The organism is Streptomyces sp. CA-179760, from assembly GCF_050937045.1.
In the GTDB taxonomy this organism is placed as follows: Bacteria; Actinomycetota; Actinomycetes; order Streptomycetales; family Streptomycetaceae; genus Streptomyces.
Genome location: NZ_JBNJLZ010000001.1, coordinates 6,805,511 through 6,821,917, shown reverse-complemented (window position 1 = coordinate 6,821,917; position 16,407 = coordinate 6,805,511). Strand labels below are relative to the sequence as shown.

Annotated in this window: 13 protein-coding genes; 7 read left to right on the top strand and 6 right to left on the bottom strand. The window is 71.7% G+C overall.

Annotation, left to right across the window (positions count from 1 at the left end; genetic code table 11):
• Positions 1–48 precede the first annotated feature (48 nt).
• On the bottom strand, positions 49–1,680 hold the full coding sequence (gene pruA, locus ACQEV8_RS31175) for an L-glutamate gamma-semialdehyde dehydrogenase (protein WP_432966841.1): 1,632 nt from the start codon (positions 1,678–1,680) through the stop codon (positions 49–51).
• Between the two features lie 54 nt (positions 1,681–1,734).
• Complete coding sequence (locus ACQEV8_RS31170) at positions 1,735–2,715, bottom strand: proline dehydrogenase family protein (protein WP_432966839.1); 981 nt, start codon at positions 2,713–2,715, stop codon at positions 1,735–1,737.
• Between the two features lie 191 nt (positions 2,716–2,906).
• On the opposite strand from ACQEV8_RS31170, the gene ACQEV8_RS31165 reads away from it, so the two are divergent.
• The 6 genes from ACQEV8_RS31165 (at position 2,907) to ACQEV8_RS31140 (ending at position 10,739) form a co-directional block, all read left to right on the top strand.
• Positions 2,907–4,325, top strand: a complete 1,419-nt coding sequence (locus ACQEV8_RS31165) for a PucR family transcriptional regulator (protein WP_432966837.1) — start codon at positions 2,907–2,909, stop codon at positions 4,323–4,325.
• A 138-nt stretch (positions 4,326–4,463) separates the two neighbouring features.
• A complete protein-coding gene (locus tag ACQEV8_RS31160) occupies positions 4,464–5,708 on the top strand; it encodes a vanadium-dependent haloperoxidase (RefSeq protein WP_432966835.1) in 1,245 nt (414 codons plus the stop codon).
• A 118-nt stretch (positions 5,709–5,826) separates the two neighbouring features.
• Complete coding sequence (locus ACQEV8_RS31155) at positions 5,827–7,320, top strand: ABC transporter substrate-binding protein (RefSeq protein WP_432966833.1); 1,494 nt, start codon at positions 5,827–5,829, stop codon at positions 7,318–7,320.
• On the top strand, positions 7,317–9,098 hold the full coding sequence (locus tag ACQEV8_RS31150; protein WP_432966831.1) for an ABC transporter permease subunit: 1,782 nt from the start codon (positions 7,317–7,319) through the stop codon (positions 9,096–9,098). Before ACQEV8_RS31155 ends, ACQEV8_RS31150 begins: the two co-directional genes overlap by 4 nt.
• Positions 9,088–10,056 carry an ABC transporter ATP-binding protein gene (locus tag ACQEV8_RS31145; RefSeq protein WP_432966829.1) on the top strand — a complete coding sequence of 323 codons (969 nt, stop codon included), beginning with the start codon at positions 9,088–9,090 and terminating at the stop codon, positions 10,054–10,056. Before ACQEV8_RS31150 ends, ACQEV8_RS31145 begins: the two co-directional genes overlap by 11 nt.
• Complete coding sequence (locus tag ACQEV8_RS31140; RefSeq protein ID WP_432966827.1) at positions 10,053–10,739, top strand: ATP-binding cassette domain-containing protein; 687 nt, start codon at positions 10,053–10,055, stop codon at positions 10,737–10,739. Before ACQEV8_RS31145 ends, ACQEV8_RS31140 begins: the two co-directional genes overlap by 4 nt.
• Here ACQEV8_RS31140 and ACQEV8_RS31135 read toward each other — a convergent pair.
• Positions 10,726–11,304: a TetR/AcrR family transcriptional regulator gene (locus ACQEV8_RS31135; protein ID WP_432966825.1), complete on the bottom strand. Its 579-nt coding sequence runs from the start codon at positions 11,302–11,304 to the stop codon at positions 10,726–10,728. The two genes, ACQEV8_RS31140 and ACQEV8_RS31135, sit on opposite strands and share 14 nt — an antisense overlap.
• Before the next feature lie 99 nt (positions 11,305–11,403).
• Here ACQEV8_RS31135 and ACQEV8_RS31130 point away from each other — a divergent pair, with 99 nt between their 5' ends.
• Positions 11,404–12,951: an MFS transporter gene (locus ACQEV8_RS31130; protein ID WP_432966823.1), complete on the top strand. Its 1,548-nt coding sequence runs from the start codon at positions 11,404–11,406 to the stop codon at positions 12,949–12,951.
• A gap of 1 nt (position 12,952) precedes the next feature.
• On the opposite strand, the gene serA is transcribed toward ACQEV8_RS31130, so the two are convergent.
• The 3 genes from serA to ilvN all read right to left on the bottom strand — a co-directional run bounded on the left by serA (position 12,953) and on the right by ilvN (position 16,402).
• Positions 12,953–14,542 carry a phosphoglycerate dehydrogenase gene (serA, locus tag ACQEV8_RS31125; RefSeq protein ID WP_432966821.1) on the bottom strand — a complete coding sequence of 530 codons (1,590 nt, stop codon included), beginning with the start codon at positions 14,540–14,542 and terminating at the stop codon, positions 12,953–12,955.
• Positions 14,543–14,758: 216 nt separating this feature from the next.
• Positions 14,759–15,757: a ketol-acid reductoisomerase gene (gene ilvC, locus ACQEV8_RS31120; protein ID WP_432966819.1), complete on the bottom strand. Its 999-nt coding sequence runs from the start codon at positions 15,755–15,757 to the stop codon at positions 14,759–14,761.
• A gap of 120 nt (positions 15,758–15,877) precedes the next feature.
• A complete protein-coding gene (gene ilvN / locus ACQEV8_RS31115) occupies positions 15,878–16,402 on the bottom strand; it encodes an acetolactate synthase small subunit (RefSeq protein ID WP_003993148.1) in 525 nt (174 codons plus the stop codon).
• Positions 16,403–16,407: the final 5 nt, after the last annotated feature.

Genomic DNA, 16,407 nt, shown 5'->3' with positions numbered 1-16,407 from the left:
CGCCGACGGGCCGGGTCGTACGACCCGGCCCGTCGGTTCCGCGGGAGCTCAGCCCATGTGCGGGTAGGTGTAGTCGGTCGGCGGGACCAGCGTCTCCTTGATGGCGCGGGTCAGGGTCCAGCGCATCAGGTTCTGCGGGGCGCCGGCCTTGTCGTTGGTGCCGGAGGCACGGCCGCCGCCGAAGGGCTGCTGGCCGACGACGGCACCGGTCGACTTGTCGTTGATGTAGAAGTTGCCGGCCGCGTAGCGGAGCTTGTCCGCCGTGTAGGCGGCCGCCGCACGGTCGTTCGCGATGACCGAGCCGGTCAGGGCGTAGTCGGAGACGGACTCCATCTGGGTCAGCATCTCGTCGTACGCGTCGTCCTCGTAGACGTGCACGGCGATGATCGGGCCGAAGTACTCGGTGCGGAAGACCTCGTTCTCCGGGTCGGTGCACTCGATGACGGTCGGGCGGACGAAGTACCCCTCGGAGTCGTCGTAGGTGCCGCCCGCGACGATCGTGCAGGAGGCGTCCTCCTTGGCGCGGTCGATGGCGGCCTTGTTCTTGGCGAAGGAACGCTCGTCGATGACGGCGCCGATGAAGTTCGACAGGTCGGTGACATCGCCCATCTTGATGCCGTCGACCTCGGCTGCGAGCTCCTCCTTGAAGCCGGAGTTCCAGATCGAGGCGGGGATGTACGCGCGCGAGGTGGCGCTGCACTTCTGGCCCTGGAACTCGAAGGCACCCCGGGTGAACGCCGTCTTCAGGATCGCGGGGTCGGCCGAGGGGTGGGCGACGAGGAAGTCCTTGCCGCCGGTCTCGCCGACGAGGCGGGGGTAGGTGCGGTACTTCTCGATGTTCGCGCCGACCGTCTTCCACAGGTACTGGAAGGTGGGCGTCGAGCCGGTGAAGTGGATGCCCGCGAGGTCACGGTGCTCCAGCGTGACCTTCGAGACCTCGATGCCGTCGCCGGTGACGAGGTTGATGACGCCCTTGGGCAGACCGGCCTCCTCCAGCAGCTGCATGAGCAGCACGGCGGCGTGGGTCTGCGTCGGGGACGGCTTCCAGACGACGACGTTGCCCATCAGGGCGGGGGCCGTCGGGAGGTTGCCCGCGATGGCGGTGAAGTTGAAGGGCGTGACCGCGTAGACGAAGCCCTCCAGCGGGCGGTGGTCCAGACGGTTCCACACGCCCGGGGAGTTCGCCGGGGGCTGCTCGGCCAGCAGGTCGCGGGCGTAGGCGACGTTGAAGCGCCAGAAGTCGATCAGCTCACAGGGCGTGTCGATCTCGGCCTGCTGCGCGGTCTTGGACTGGCCGAGCATGGTGGAGGCGGCGAGCGTCTCGCGCCAGGGGCCGGACAGCAGCTCGGCGGCGCGCAGGATGATCGCCGCGCGGTCGTCGAAGGACATCGCACGCCAGGCGGGCGCGGCGGCCAGGGCCGCGTCGACGGCGTCCTGGGCGTCCTGCTGGGTGGCGTTGCGGTACGTGCCCAGCACGGCCTGGTGGTTGTGCGGCTGGACGACCTTGAAGGCCTCGCCGCCGCCCATCCGCTTCTCGCCGCCGATGGTGCAGGGCAGGTCGACGGGGTTGTCGGCCAGCTCCTTCAGCCTGGCCTCCAGCCGGGCACGCTCGGGCGAGCCGGGGGCGTAGCCGTGCACCGGCTCGTTGACGGGGGTGGGGACCTGGGTCACAGCGTCCATGTTTTCCGTAACTCCTTACTGAGCGGTGGTTCGGTCTCAGCCCGTGAAGGGCTGTCAGCCCTTGGTGAGCATCGAGCGGGCGAAGAAGCGCAGGTTGGCCGGCTTCTCCGCGAGGCGCCTCATGAAGTAGCCGTACCAGTCGGTGCCGTAGGCCGTGTACACGCGCACGCGGTGGCCCTCGGCGGCGAGGCGCGACTGCTCGTCGCTGCGGATGCCGTAGAGCATCTGGAACTCGTACTCGTCCAGTTTGCGCCCGGCGCGGTGGGCGAGCTCCTGGCCGATCGCGATCAGGCGCGGGTCGTGGGACCCGATCATCGGGTACCCCGTCCCCTCCATCAACGTACCGAGAATCCGTACGTACGCCCGATCGATCTCATGCTTGTCCTGGTACGCGACCGAGGCGGGCTCCTTGTACGCGCCCTTGACCAGGCGCACCCGGCTGCCGTTCGCGGCGAGGCGTCGGGCGTCGGCCTCGGTGCGGAAGAGGTAGGCCTGGATGACGCAGCCGGTCTGCGGGAAGTCCTTCCGCAGCTCCTCGTGGATGGCGAACATCGAGTCGAGGGTGGTGTGGTCCTCGGCGTCCAGCGTGACCGTCGTGCCGATCTCGGCGGCGGCCTCGACGACCGGGCGGACGTTCTTCAGGGCCAGCTCGTGGCCGTCTTTGAATGTGGGGGCGGGCCCGGAGGGCCCTTCGAGCAGGGCGGTGGTGGGCGACGGGAGGGCCTGTCCGAACATCGACAGCTTCACCGACATCTCGGCGCGGCTGCCGAGCTCCAGCGGCTTCAGCCGGTCGATCAGCTCCAGGTAGGAGTCCCGGGCGGCGGCGGCCTGCGCGGGGGTGGTGATGTCCTCGCCGACGACGTCCATCGTCAGCTCCAGACCCCGGCCGGCGAGGCCCTGGACCACCGGGACGATGTCGTCGACGCCTTCGCCCGGGATGAAGCGGTCGACAACCTGCCTGGTCACCGGGGCCGCCGAGATCAGGCGTCGCATCCGGTCGCTGCGAGACGCGGCGAGAATCACGGGACCCAGCACGGGGCACCTCCAGAGCACAACCAAACGGATGGCCGGACCCCGGGCGGATGACGCCTCGGGTACGGCGCGGAGAACCACCGTGAAACCTAGGGATCCCCTCGATCGTCGGCCATCGACAGCTGTCACGCATCCGTGCCGCAGATCTCAGACAGATGTATGAAGGGTCGTGGGTGGTGGGGGACAATGCCCGCATGACGTCGGAACACCGGGGCGACTACGAGGAGCTGGTCGACGAGATCTCGGAGCTGCTCGGCGCGCCCGCGACGCTGGAGAACCGGGACTTCGAGCTGATCACCTTCGGGGCGTACGACAGTGAGGGCGACCTCGATCCGTCGGCCCTGGACCCGGTGCGCACCCGCTCGATCCTCACCCGCCGTTCGACCGCGGCCGTCCGGGCGTGGTTCGAGGGCTTCGGCATCACGCGTGCGACGGGCCCGGTGCGTATCCCGCCGACGCCGGAGGCGGGGGTGAACCGGGGGCGGATCTGCCTCCCCGTCCGCCACCGGGGCGTGGTCCACGGCTATGTCTGGCTCCTGGACGACGATCCCGGCCCGAGCGAACGCCGGCTCTCCGCCGCCATGGAGGTCACGACCCGGATCGGGGCCCTGCTCGCGGACGAGGCCCAGCACGGTGCCGACCTCAGCCGTGAACTGCGAGCCGTCCTCACGGCGGAACGCGACTGGCAGCGCGACATGGCCATCGCGGAACTCCGCACCGCCCTCGGTTCCCGCGCCGACGGTCCCCACACCATGGTCTGCGTCGCCCCCTGGCCCTCGGCCGACCCGGACGACGCGCCGTCGGTCCGTACGATGCCGGGCGCGACGGCACTGTGCACGTTGCCGTGGGGGGCGGCCGAGCAGTGTGTGGCGGTTCTCATGCGCCTGCGCTCGACCGACGTGCTGACACCGGCGACGACGGCGGCGGGCCGGTTGCTGGAGCGGGGGCGTGCGGGAAGCGGGCCGGGGGGACATCCGACAAGGACGGGCGCCACCCGGGGCGGATCGTCCCCGGGCGGTGCCCGCGGAACGGCTGCCCGCGGAGCGGGTGGGCAACCGTCCGACGCCGCCCCGGGCGGACCGGCCCCCGGCGTCGCGGGCGGGGCGTCCGGCGGCACGTCGCGCAGGGCCGGGAGGCCGGTCGCGCACGGAGCGGCCTGGAGCGCCTCGCGCGGTCCCGCCGCGGGTGTCGCCACCCCCCGCTCCGGTCTCGCCGAGCTGGGGCTCGCCTGGTGGGAGGCCTCGGCCGCTGCTCGGGCCGCGCTCGCGGAGCCTCGGTTCGGGCCAGTCGCCGAGTGGTCCGCGATCGGGCCGTTCCGGCTGCTCACCGCCCTGCCGCCGGAGGTGGCCCACGACCCCGTCGTTCAGGCGCTGCTCTCCCCCGCCCACCGCGAACTCGCCCGCACCGCCGAGGTCTATCTGGACTGCGCCGGCCAGGCCGGCCGGGCCGCCGCCGAGCTGGGCATCCACCGCCAGACCCTGTACTACCGGCTCTCCCGCGTCGAGAAGCTCACCGGCCTGGACCTGGACGACGGCGAGGACCGGCTGCTGCTGCACATGGCGCTGAAGGGGGTCCGGCTCGCACACGGTGCGGCCACGGGGCCGTCCGGGTGAGCACCTTCGCCCGAACGGGCGGTTCTCAGAAGGGGCCCGCATTCCGGCTCGCCTCAGCCGGTCACTTCTCCCTGTGTGCCATCGGCGGGAGGAGCTCACGTGCGGAACCGACGTGCCTGGTCTGCGACGCGAACGGCCGTGACCGGGCTGACCCTCGGGATGCTCGCGCTCGCGCTGCCCGGCGCTCACGCGAGTACCGGGCAGGCCGCCCCGGACGAGCGGAGCGCGTCGGTCGTCGTCGAGTGGATGCGCACGGCGGATGCCGTCATCAAGACCGAGGCCCGCCCGTCCCCGCCCGAGCTGTTCATCCTGGAGTCGTACGTCTCCACCGCCGTCTACAACGCCGTCGTCGGTGTCGAGGGCCGCTTCGCCCCGTACAAGTGGGACGGACGAGCCTCTCGTCCGGCCTCGTCCGCCGCGGCCGCCGCCTCGGCGGCGCACACGGTGCTGCGCAACCATTTCCCCGCGGCCGCGCCCCGTCTGGACACCGCCCTGAGCGGCACCCTCGCGCTGATCCCCGACGGCGAGGCCGAGAACGAGGGCGTCGCGTTCGGGAAGCTCGCCGCCGATCACATCATCGACCTGCGCCGCGGTGACGGCCGCGGCGCGTCGGTGTCCTTCCCCGCCCGCCCGCGCCCCGGCGTCTGGCGGCCCACCCCTCCCGGCCACGAGCCCTTCACGACGGCCTGGGTGGGCAGGGTCCGGCCCCTGCTGCTGGACTCCCCGCACCAGTTCCGCCCCGGCCCGCCTCCTGCGCTCACGTCCGCCCGGTACGCGAAGGACCTCGACGAACTGGCGCGGTACGGAGGCCGGACCGGCTCGCGCCGGACCCCCGCACAGACGGACACCGCGCTGTACTTCGTCGCCCCGAACCTGCAGGAAGCCCTGGGCGACCGCGCCACCCGGCACGGACTGGACATCGCCGAGACGGCGCGCCTGTTCGCGGCGGCCAACACCTCCCAGGCGGACGCCGTCATCGCCGCCTGGGACGCCAAGCTGCACTACGGCACCTGGCGGCCCGTCACCGCCATCCGGGAGGCCGACACCGACGGCAACCCGGCGACCCGGGCGGACCGGGACTGGGAGCCGCTGCTCGCCACCCCGGCGCATCCCGACTACCTCAGCGGACACACCACCATGGGCGGCGCGCTGATGCGCACCCTGACCGGGATCCTCGGCACCCCCGAGGTCGACCTGCGCATCCACTCGGCCACCACCGGTACGACTCGCCACTACCGCTTCGCCCACGAGTACGAGCGGGACGTCATCGACGCCCGGGTCTGGGGCGGGATCCACACGCGGACGGCCGACGAGGTGGGCAACGCCACCGGCCGGGACCTCGCCTCCTGGGCGCTGCGCACGTACTTCCGGCCGGTCCGCTGACCATCCTCGGCCCGAGGCGACCGAAACCCCACTCTTGAAAACGATTGTCATCGTGCTACGGTCGTGGCGCATTCAACCATTGACCATTGCTTGACCATGCCTTGACCGAGGTGTCCCCGTGCGCGTCTCCGCTCGTCTCGTCCCCCTCACCGCCCTTGCCGCGGCCTCCGCCCTGCTCACCGGCTGCTTCACCGGCGGGCAGTCGGCCACGGACGACTCCGGGGCGGGAGGGAAGCGCATACGCGTCGCCATGATGCTGCCACCGCGCTCGGCACTGTCCCCGCTCTCGGACGACGCCTTCAAACTGTCGCGCTGGTCCACGGCGGAGACCCTGGTCAAGCTGAACGCCGACGGGGACGCCGAGCCCGCGCTCGCCACCGAGTGGACCCAGTCCGGCACGAGCTGGACCTTCACCCTGCGCGACGACGTCACCTTCCACGACGGCACCGAGCTCACCGCCGAAGCCGTGGTCACCTCCCTCACCAGGGCCGCCACGGCCTCTCCCAAGCCCCGCATCCTCGACGGCGTGGACCTGACCGCGAAGGCCGACGGCGACAAGGTCACCGTGACGACGGCCACCGAGGACCCCTTGGTCCCGCAGCGGCTCAGCTCCCCGCAGCTGTCGATTCTGGCCGCCAAGGCCTACCGGGGGAAGTCCGTCGATCCCGTCGGCGCGGGCACCGGACCGTTCGAACTGACGAAGGTCAACGGCACCTCCTCCGCCACCCTCGACCGCTACGACCGCTACTGGGGGAAGAAGGCCAAGGCCCCCGGGATCGACGTGCGGTTCGTGCCCGACGGCACCGCCCGCGCGGCCTCCCTGCGCAGTGGCGAGGCCGACATCGTCGAGGCGGTCCCGGTCTCGCAGGCGGCGGTACTGGACCAGGACCTGATCACCGAGGTTCCCATGCCGCGCACCAACACCCTCTACCTCAACACGGAGAAGGGCGCCTTCAAGGACGCCGGGCTGCGGGCGGCGGCCCGTGAGGCGATCGACGCCGAGTCGATCGTGAAGGGCGTCTACGAGGGGCGCGCCGACGTCGCCGAGGGGCTGCTCGGCCCCGCCCTGCCGTGGGCCGGGGAGCTGCGGAAGCCGGTGAAGCGGGCCGCGGCGGGTAACCCGGCCGGCCGGACGATCACCATCGGCACTTTCACCGACCGGGCCGAGCTGCCCGAGGTCGCCGCGGCGCTGCAACAGCAGCTGCGGAAGGCCGGTTTCAAGGTGAAGCTCGACGTGCGCGAGTACGCCAACATCGAGTCCGACGCGCTGGCGGGCGAGTTCGACGCGTTCATCCTCTCCCGCGCCACCGTCCTCGACTCCGGTGACCCGGCCGCCTATCTCTACAGCGACTTCGCCTCCGACGGCTCCTTCAACATCGCCCAGCTCGCCGACCCGGCCGTCGACAAGGCCTTGAAGAAGGCCGGCGGGACCAGGACCGGTGACCCGCGCCGCGCCGCGGTCATCGCCGCCGAGGCCGCCGTGCTCCGCACCGACGCGGCCGTGCCGATGCTGCACGAGCGAGTGATCCAGGGCGACGCCGCGGGCGTCACCGGCGCCGCCCACGACCCGCGTGAGCGGGAGCTCGTCACGGCGGACACCCACGTCAAGTGAGGTCCCGTATACGACGGTTGGCCGGCGCCGCCGCGCTGACCCGCCTGTGCTGCCTGATCGCCGTCCTGGCCGCCGTCGGCCTGCTGCCCTGGTTCTCGGGCCGGGACCCGGCACTGGCCGTGCTGCGCGCCCGCTCCGCCGAGCAGGACCCGACCGAGGAAGCCCTGGAGTCCGTACGGCGGGACCTCGGCCTGGACTCCGGGCCGCTGTCCCTGCTGGGCGGCTGGGCCTCCGGCCTCCTGCACGGCGACCTCGGCTCCTCCTGGGTGTCGGGCACCGAGGTCCTGCCCTCCGTGGTCTCCGGGCTCCAGGTGTCACTGGCGCTGATGGGCGCCTCGCTCGGCGTCGCGGCGCTGCTGGCGTGCGTGCTGGTAGCGCCGGTGCTGGTGCGGGGCCGCGCCTCGGCCGGGGCGTGGGGCGCGATGCTGGCCGCCGTACCCGAGTTCCTGCTGGCCACGGTCGCGCTGCTGGTGTTCGGGGTGTGGCTGGGGTGGCTGCCGACGTCGGGCTGGGTGGGGCCGCAGAACATGGTCCTGCCCGCCGTGGCCCTCGGTGTCCCCGCGGGCGGCCTGCTCGGCCGGCTGGTCGCGGACGCGCTCCCCGCCGTGCTCGACGAGCGGTGGGTGGAGCTGTGGCGGGGCGCCGGGGTCAGCCGGCCGAGCATCGCCGCGGCCGCGCTGCGCCGCGTCCTGCCGCCGCTGGTCCCGCAGTTCGGCATGGCCGCCGTCGGGCTCACCGGTGGCGCGGTCGCCGTGGAGACGGTCTTCGCCGTACCGGGCATCGGCCGCACCGCGCTCGGCGCGGCCAAATCGCAGGACCTGCCGCTGCTCCAGGGCTCGGTGCTGGTGCTGCTCGCGCTCGGCCTGGTCACGGGCGCGCTGGCGGCGTTCGCGCGACGGCGGCTGCTGGGCCCGGCCCTGCGGGACGCCTCGCTGGCGCTGCCCCCGGCACGGCCGGTACGCGCGCATCCCGCGGTCCCGCTGACGCTGTTCACGTTCCTCGCCGTGACCATCGGCTGGGGCCTGCTGCGCGACCCGTACGCGGTGAACACCACGGCCAGGCTGGCCGCGCCCTCGTGGACGCACCCGCTCGGCACCGACGGCCTCGGCCGTGACGTGCTCGCCCGGCTGGGCCACGGCGCCGCCTCCACGGTCGGTACGGCGGCGGCCGTCTGCCTGCTGAGCCTGCTGGTCGCGCTCGCGCTGGGTTTCCTGCCGCGGATCGCGGAGGGCGCGTCGGACATCGCCAACGCGCTGCCCCCGGTGATCGTCGGCATCCTGGTCGCGGCGGCCGTCGAACCGGGCACCGGCGGGGCGGCCCTCGCGGTCGCGCTGATCTCCTGGCCGGCCCTGTCCGCGCACGCGGCGGCCCTGGTGCAGGAGGTGCGGGCGTCGGCGTTCCTCACCGCCCAACGGGCCATCGGAGCGAGCCCGTTCTGGATCCTCACCCGGCATGTCCTGCCGTCCGTGGCCGCCCCGGTCGCCCGCCATGCCCTGCTGCGGCTGCCGGGCATCGCCCTGGCCCTGGCCTCCCTCGGCTTCCTGGGCCTCGGCGCCCAGCCGCCGGCCCCCGAGTGGGGCCTGCTGCTGGAGGAGTCCCGGGCCTATGTGGAACGCGCCCCCTGGGCGGCCCTCGCCCCGGCGGTGGCCCTGGCCCTGCTGGCGGGACTCGCGGTGTCGGGCGCCGCGCTCACCCGGGGCCGGAGCGTACCGCGAGCCACCCCGGCTCCGGTCAAGGTCGAGGTCGAGGTCAAGAAGGAGCCCCCTGTTGGAGTCTGAGCCACTGCTGTCGGTGCGCGAACTGCGGATCGCCTTCGACGGGGTCGAGGCCGTGCGCGGCCTGTCCTTCGACGTGCTGCCGCGTGAAGTCCTGGCGATCGTGGGCGAGTCGGGGGCGGGCAAGTCCCTCACGGCCCGCGCGCTCCTCGGCATGCCGCCGCGCGACGCGACCACCAGCGGGACGATCACCCCGGACCTCTCCGCCCACCGGGGCCGCCGCATCACCCTCGTCCCGCAGGACGCCCTGTCCGCCCTCTCCCCCGTGCACCCGGTCGGCGACCAACTCGCCGCCGCCGTACGGTCGGTGACCGGGGTCTCCCGCAAGGAGGCCCGGGCCCGGTCGGTCGCTGCCCTGGACCGGGTGGGCATCCCGGACGCGGCACGCAACGCACGGGCATACCCGCACGAGTACTCCGGCGGCATGCGGCAGCGCGCGGTGATCGCCATGGCCACGATCAACGAGCCCGACCTCGTCATCGCCGACGAACCCACCACCGCCCTCGACGAGGAGCGCCGCGACCAGGTGCTGCGGCTGCTCGCCGAGCAGCGGGAGGCGGTCGGCGCCGCGCTCGTCCTGGTCACCCACGACATGGACGCCGTAGCGGCCCACGCGGACCGGATGCTGGTCATGTACGCCGGGCGCCTCACCGAACTCGGCCCGGCGGACGAGGTGCTGGCCCGTCCCCGCGCCCCCTACACGGCAGGCCTGCTGGCGTCCCTCCCGCAGCACGCTCCCCCGGGCCGCCGCCTCCCCGCCCTGCACGGCACCCCGCCCGCTCCTGGCACGCTCCCGCCGGGCTGCGCCTTCGCCCCGCGCTGCCCGCTCGCCGCGGACCCCTGCCACACGGCGGAACCGGAGCCCCGGCAGGTGGCCGGACGCCTGGTCGCCTGCCACCGCCATGAGGAACTCCCCCACCCCGCGACGGAGTTGTTCCTGAAGGAGGGACAGCCGGCATGACCGATCCCCTGCTCGACGTCCGGGACCTGGTCGTCCGCTACGGCCAGGTCACCGCCGTGAACGGCGTCTCCTTCTCCCTGGCCGCCGGCGAGACACTCGCCCTGAACGGCCCGTCCGGCTGCGGCAAGTCCTCCACGGCCCTGGCGGTGCTCCAGCTGCGGCGCCCGACCCAAGGTGAAGTCCATTTCGAGGGACGGGAGCTGACGTCCCTCCCGGAGCGCGAACTGCGTCCGCTGCGGCCCCGCATGCAGCCCGTCTTCCAGGACCCGTACGGCTCGCTGAGCCCCCGCCACCGCATCCGGGACGCCATCGCCGAACCGCTGAAGGTCCAGGACCGCTGGCATCCCACGGCCGGGCCCGCCCGCGTGGCCGAACTCCTCGACCGGGTAGGTCTCGACCCGGCGTACGGCGACCGCCGGCCGCACGAACTCTCCGGCGGCCAGTGCCAGCGCGCCGGCATCGCCCGCGCCCTGGCCTGCGATCCTCGCCTGCTGGTCCTGGACGAGCCGGTGTCGTCGCTCGACCCGTCGGTACGGGCGGGCGTGCTGAACCTGCTGGCCGACCTCCAGGACGACCTGGGCCTCGGCTACCTGTTCATCTGCCACGACCGTGCGGTCGTACGGCACTTCGCGGACCGGGTGATCGAGATGCGCGAGGGACGTCCCGTGGTCACTTCGGGGTAGCACCCTCGATCACCTGACGGAGCCCCTCGGCAAGCTGCCCGGCCTCGGGCGCGCTCTTCGGATCGAAGGTCCACTGCGCCATGAGGCCCATCATCAGGGTCAGATAGAAGTAGCCGAGGGTGTCCACCCGCTCCTCGGGGACGTCCTCCTCGCGCCCGCCGTGGAAGAGAGTGACGATGCCCCGCGCACCCTCCCGCTGGGCCCGCGCGAGATGCTCCCGCACCTCCGGCAGCTGGTCCCCCATGGCCACGATCTCCATACTGAGCCGCCACATCGAACCGGGCTCCCGCATGGTGGAGATGATGTTCGCCCAGACCTCGTTGAACCGCTCCAGCGTCCCCGGCTCTCCCCGAAGCTCACCGCCTCCTTCGAAGGCGTCGGACATCCCCTCCACCATCTCGACGTACGCCTGTGCCAGCAGCGCGTCCTTCGAGCCGTAGTGGTAGCCGATCGACGCCAGGTTGGTCCCCGACTCCTTGACGATGTCGCGCGCTGTCGTACGCAGGAAGCCCTTCGCCAGCAGGCAGCGCTGGGCGCCTTCGAGCAGATCCTCACGGTGTCCCATGGCACGTCACCCTACCCCGGAGTCCATACACGCGTCCCATACGCACGTATTAAACAAACGTACTAGACAAGCGTTTAATACGCTCGTACAGTCCTGCCCATGACGACGAACCCCACCCCTCCGGCCCGCGCCGGCCGCCGCGAATGGACGGCGCTCGGCGTGCTGATGCTGCCGTTGCTGCTGGTCTCGATGGACGTCTCCGTCCTCTACTTCGCGATCCCCGCGATCAGCGCCGACCTGGAACCGAGCGCCACCCAACAGCTGTGGATCTTCGACATCTACGGCTTCGTCCTGGCCGGCCTGCTGATGACGATGGGCTCCCTGGGGGACCGCATCGGCCGCCGCAGGCTCCTGCTGTTCGGCGCCGCCGCCTTCGGCGCGGCCTCCCTGGTGGCGGCCTACGCGAACAGCGCCGAGACCCTGATCGCCGCCCGTGCGGTCCTCGGCATCGGCGGCGCGACGCTGATGCCGTCGACGATGGCGCTGGTGCGCACGATGTTCACCGACCCCGCGCAGCGCACCAAGGCGATCGGTCTGTGGTCGGGTGTGATGACGGCCGGCATCGCGCTCGGCTCGGTCATGAGCGGTGTGCTCGTCGAGCACTTCTGGTGGGGCTCGGTCTTCCTGGTGAATCTGCCCGCGATGGCACTGCTCCTGGTCCTGGGGCCGCTGCTGCTGCCCGAGTCGAGGAACCCGGATCCCGGCCGCTTCGACCGGCTGAGCGTTCCCCTGTCGATGGCGGCGGTGCTGCCCGTGATCTACGGCCTGAAGGAGCTCGCGTCTCAGGGCTGGGACGTGCGATACGCGATGTCGGTGTCCGCCGGACTGCTCTTCGCCGCGCTCTTCGTCCACCGCCAGCGCACGGCGGTGTCCCCGCTGATCTCACCGAAGCTGTTCCGGGCCCGCGGCTTCGGCCCGGCCGTCGTCCTCAACCTCGTCGCCGCCTTCGGCATGATGGGCTCGGCGTACTTCACGACGCAGTACGTCCAGTCGGTCCTGGACAAGGGTCCCCTGGAGGCGGCGCTGTGGAGCCTGCTGCCGTCGGTGCCCATCGGACTGGCGGCCGTCGCCGGCGCACAGCTGGTACAGCGGGGCGTCTCACGCGCCCATGTCGTCGGCGGAGGCTTCGTGGCCACCGCGTGCGGCTACGTGCTGCTGGCCCTGACCGGCACGGACTCGCTCTGGCTGCTGCTGGCCGCGTGCGCCGTCCTGGCCTCCGGCGTCGTGGTGGTCATGTCGCAGGTGGCGGACCTGGCCCTGAATGCCGCCCCGGTGGAGAAGGCGGGCGCGGCCTCGTCCCTGCTGGAGACGGGCACGGAGTTCGGCGGCGCGCTGAGCATGGCGTTCCTGGGCTCCATCGGTACGGCCGTCTACCGCCACGAGATCCCGGCCGCGGCGCCCGCCCCGGCCCACGAGACCCTGGGCGGCGCCCTGGCCGTCGCCGACCGGCTGCCGGGGCGCGCGGGAGACGCCCTGGCGGCGGCGGCACGCGAGGCCTTCACCAGCGGTATGCACGCGGCGGCGATCACCAGCACGGTGCTGCTGGCCGGAGCGGCGGTAGCTGCCACGGTGACGTTGCGGCGGATCCCCGAAAAGCAAAACGCCGGACGGGCTGATCAACTCAGCCCGTCCGGCGTTCAGAGGTAGGTCAGACCAGGTTCACGGAACGAGCGGAGGTCGTACCGATCTCCGCCGCCACCTCGGCCAGCACCCCGGCGGTCACCGTGTCGTCCACGGTCAGCACCGCCAGCGCCTCGCCGCCGACCGCGGCCCGCGACACCTGCATGCCGGCGATGTTGATGCCGGCCTCGCCGAGGATGCGGCCCACGGTGCCGACGACACCCGGACGGTCCTCGTACCGCAGCACGACCATGTGCTCGGCGAGCGCCAGGTCGACGTCGTACTCCCCGACCGCGACGATCTTCTGGAGGTGCTTCGGGCCGGCCAGCGTGCCGGAGACCGACACCTCCTCGCCGTCGGCGAGAGTGCCTCGCACGGTGACGACGTTGCGGTGCTCGGACGCCTCGGAGCTGGTGGTCAGGCGCACCTCGACCCCGCGCTCCTGCGCGAACAGCGGGGCGTTCACGTAGGACACCGTCTCGTCGACGACGTCCTCGAAGACACCCTTGAGGGCGGACAGCTCCAGCACCTTCACATCGTGCTGGGTGATCTCGCCGTACACCTCGACGTCGAGGCGGACCGCGACCTCACCGGCGAGCGCTGTGAAGATCCGGCCGAGACGCTCGGCGAGCGGCAGACCCGGCTTGACGTCCTCGGCGATGACACCGCCCTGCACGTTCACCGCGTCCGGCACGAGCTCACCGGCGAGGGCGAGGCGCACCGAGCGGGCGACGGCGATACCGGCCTTCTCCTGCGCCTCGTCCGTGGAGGCACCGAGGTGCGGGGTGGCGACGACCTGGTCGAACTCGAAGAGCGGGGAGTCGGTGCACGGCTCCTTGGCGTACACGTCGAGACCGGCACCGGCGACCCGGCCCTCCTTGAGGGCGGAGTACAGCGCCTCCTCGTCGACGATCCCGCCGCGCGCGGCGTTGACGATGCGCACGCTCGGCTTGACCTTGCGCAGCGCCTCGTCGCCGATCAGACCGAGGGTCTCGGGCGTCTTGGGGAGGTGGACGGTGATGAAGTCGGAGACCTCGAGCAGCTCGTCCAGCGACAGCACCTTGACGCCCATCTGCGCGGCGCGGGCCGGCTGCACATAGGGGTCGTAGGCGACGACCTTCATGCCGAAGGCCGACATGCGCTGGGCGACCAGCGCGCCGATGCGGCCGAGGCCGACGACACCGAGGGTCTTCTCGGCCAGCTCGACGCCCGTGTACTTGCTGCGCTTCCACTCGCCGTTCTTCAGAGCGGCGTTGGCCTGCGGGATGTTACGGGCGGTGGCGACGAGCAGCCCGCAGGCCAGCTCGGCGGCGGTCACGATGTTCGAGGTGGGGGCGTTGACGACCATCACGCCGGCCTTGGTGGCGGCGGAGACGTCCACGTTGTCCAGGCCGACGCCGGCTCGCGCGACGACCTTGAGCTTGCTGGCGGCGGCGATCGCCTCGGCGTCGACCTTGGTGGCCGAACGGACCAGGATCGCGTCCACATCGGCGATGGCCGGGAGCAGCTCGGCTCGGTCCGCTCCGTTGCACTGGCGGATCTCGAAGTCCGGGCCAAGCGCGTCGACGGTGGCGGGCGACAGCTCTTCAGCGATGAGTACGACGGGTTTCGAGCTCACGTGAGTCCTCACAAATCCAGTGCTGCGGACGGCCGTCCCGACGGCCGCAGGCGGTGGAGGGCTAGCCGCGTGGAAGACGCACGACGCTGTGAGCCTGACGCGTATATATGCAGCAGTGTAGTGGTGCTGCGGGGGCGCCTCACGCCTGTGCGGAAGGATCACCCGGACGAGAAGGGGGCCTGCTGCGGCACCGGTGCCGCAGCAGGCCCCAGAGGCTCACGCCTCCTCGTCGACCCAGCTCATGAGCTTGCGCAGCTCCTTGCCGGTGGTCTCCAGCAGGTGCTCGGAGTCCTGGGTCTTGTACTCGTTGTACTTCTTCAGACCGCCGTGGTACTCGTCCATCCACTGCTGGGCGAAGGTGCCGTCCTGGATCTCGGCGAGGACCTTCTTCATCTCGGCCTTGGTGGCGTCCGTGATGATGCGCGGGCCGGTGACGTAGTCGCCCCACTCGGCGGTCTCGGAGATCGACCAGCGCATCTTCTCCAGGCCGCCCTCGTACATGAGGTCCACGATCAGCTTCAGCTCGTGCAGGCACTCGAAGTAGGCGATCTCCGGCTGGTAGCCGGCCTCGGTCAGGGTCTCGAAGCCCGCCTTGACCAGCGCGGCCGTACCACCGCAGAGGACGGCCTGCTCGCCGAAGAGGTCGGTCTCGGTCTCCTCGGTGAAGGTCGTCTTGATGACGCCGGCGCGGGTGCCGCCGATGCCCTTCGCGTACGACAGGGCCAGCGCGAAGCCGTTGCCCGTGGCGTCCTGCTCGACGGCGGCGATGCACGGAACGCCGCGGCCCTCCTCGTACTGGCGGCGGACCAGGTGGCCCGGGCCCTTGGGGGCGACCATGGCGACGTCGACACCGGCCGGGGGCTTGATGAAGCCGAAGCGGATGTTCAGGCCGTGGCCGAAGAACAGCGCGTCGCCGTCCTTCAGGTTGTCCTTGATGTGCTCCTCGTAGACCTGGGCCTGGATCGGGTCCGGGACGAGGATCATGATGACGTCGGCCTCGGCGGCGGCCTCCGACGGGCTCACCACGCGCAGGCCCTGCTCCTCGGCCTTGGCCTTGGACTTGGAGCCCTCGTGCAGACCGACGCGGACGTCGACACCCGAGTCACGGAGCGACAGCGCGTGGGCGTGGCCCTGGCTGCCGTACCCGATGACCGCGACCTTGCGGCCCTGGATGATGGACAGGTCGGCGTCGGCGTCGTAGAACAGCTCGGCCACTTTGGGTTCTCTCCTCGGGAGTGCAGGTGTTGCGTCCCACCGTATGACGGGGGCGGAAGGGAAGTCTGAGGGTCTCGGAATACGGGCGGCCGACGGCGCGCCGACCGCCCGTTCCAGGTCTTACGCCGACCGGTCCAGGGCGCGCAGCGACCGGTCCGTGATGGAACGGGCTCCGCGGCCGATCGCGATCGTGCCGGACTGGACCAGCTCCTTGATGCCGTACGGCTCCAGCATCTTGAGCATCGCGGTCAGCTTCTCGCCGGATCCGGTGGCCTCGATGGTGACGGCCTCCGGGGAGACGTCGACGGTCTTGGCGCGGAACAGCTGGACGATCTCGACGATCTGGGAGCGCGTCTCGTTGTCGGCGCGCACCTTCACCAGGACGAGTTCGCGCTGAACGGCCTGCGACGGCTCCAGCTCGACGATCTTGAGCACGTTGACGAGCTTGTTGAGCTGCTTGGTGACCTGCTCCAGCGGCAGGTCCTCCACGCCGACGACGATGGTGATGCGGGAGATGTCGGGGTGCTCGGTGACACCGACCGCGAGCGAGTCGATGTTGAAGCCGCGGCGGGAGAACAGGGCGGCGATCCGGGCGAGGATGCCGGGCGTGTTCTCCACCAGGACGGAGAGCGTGTGCTTGGACATGATCT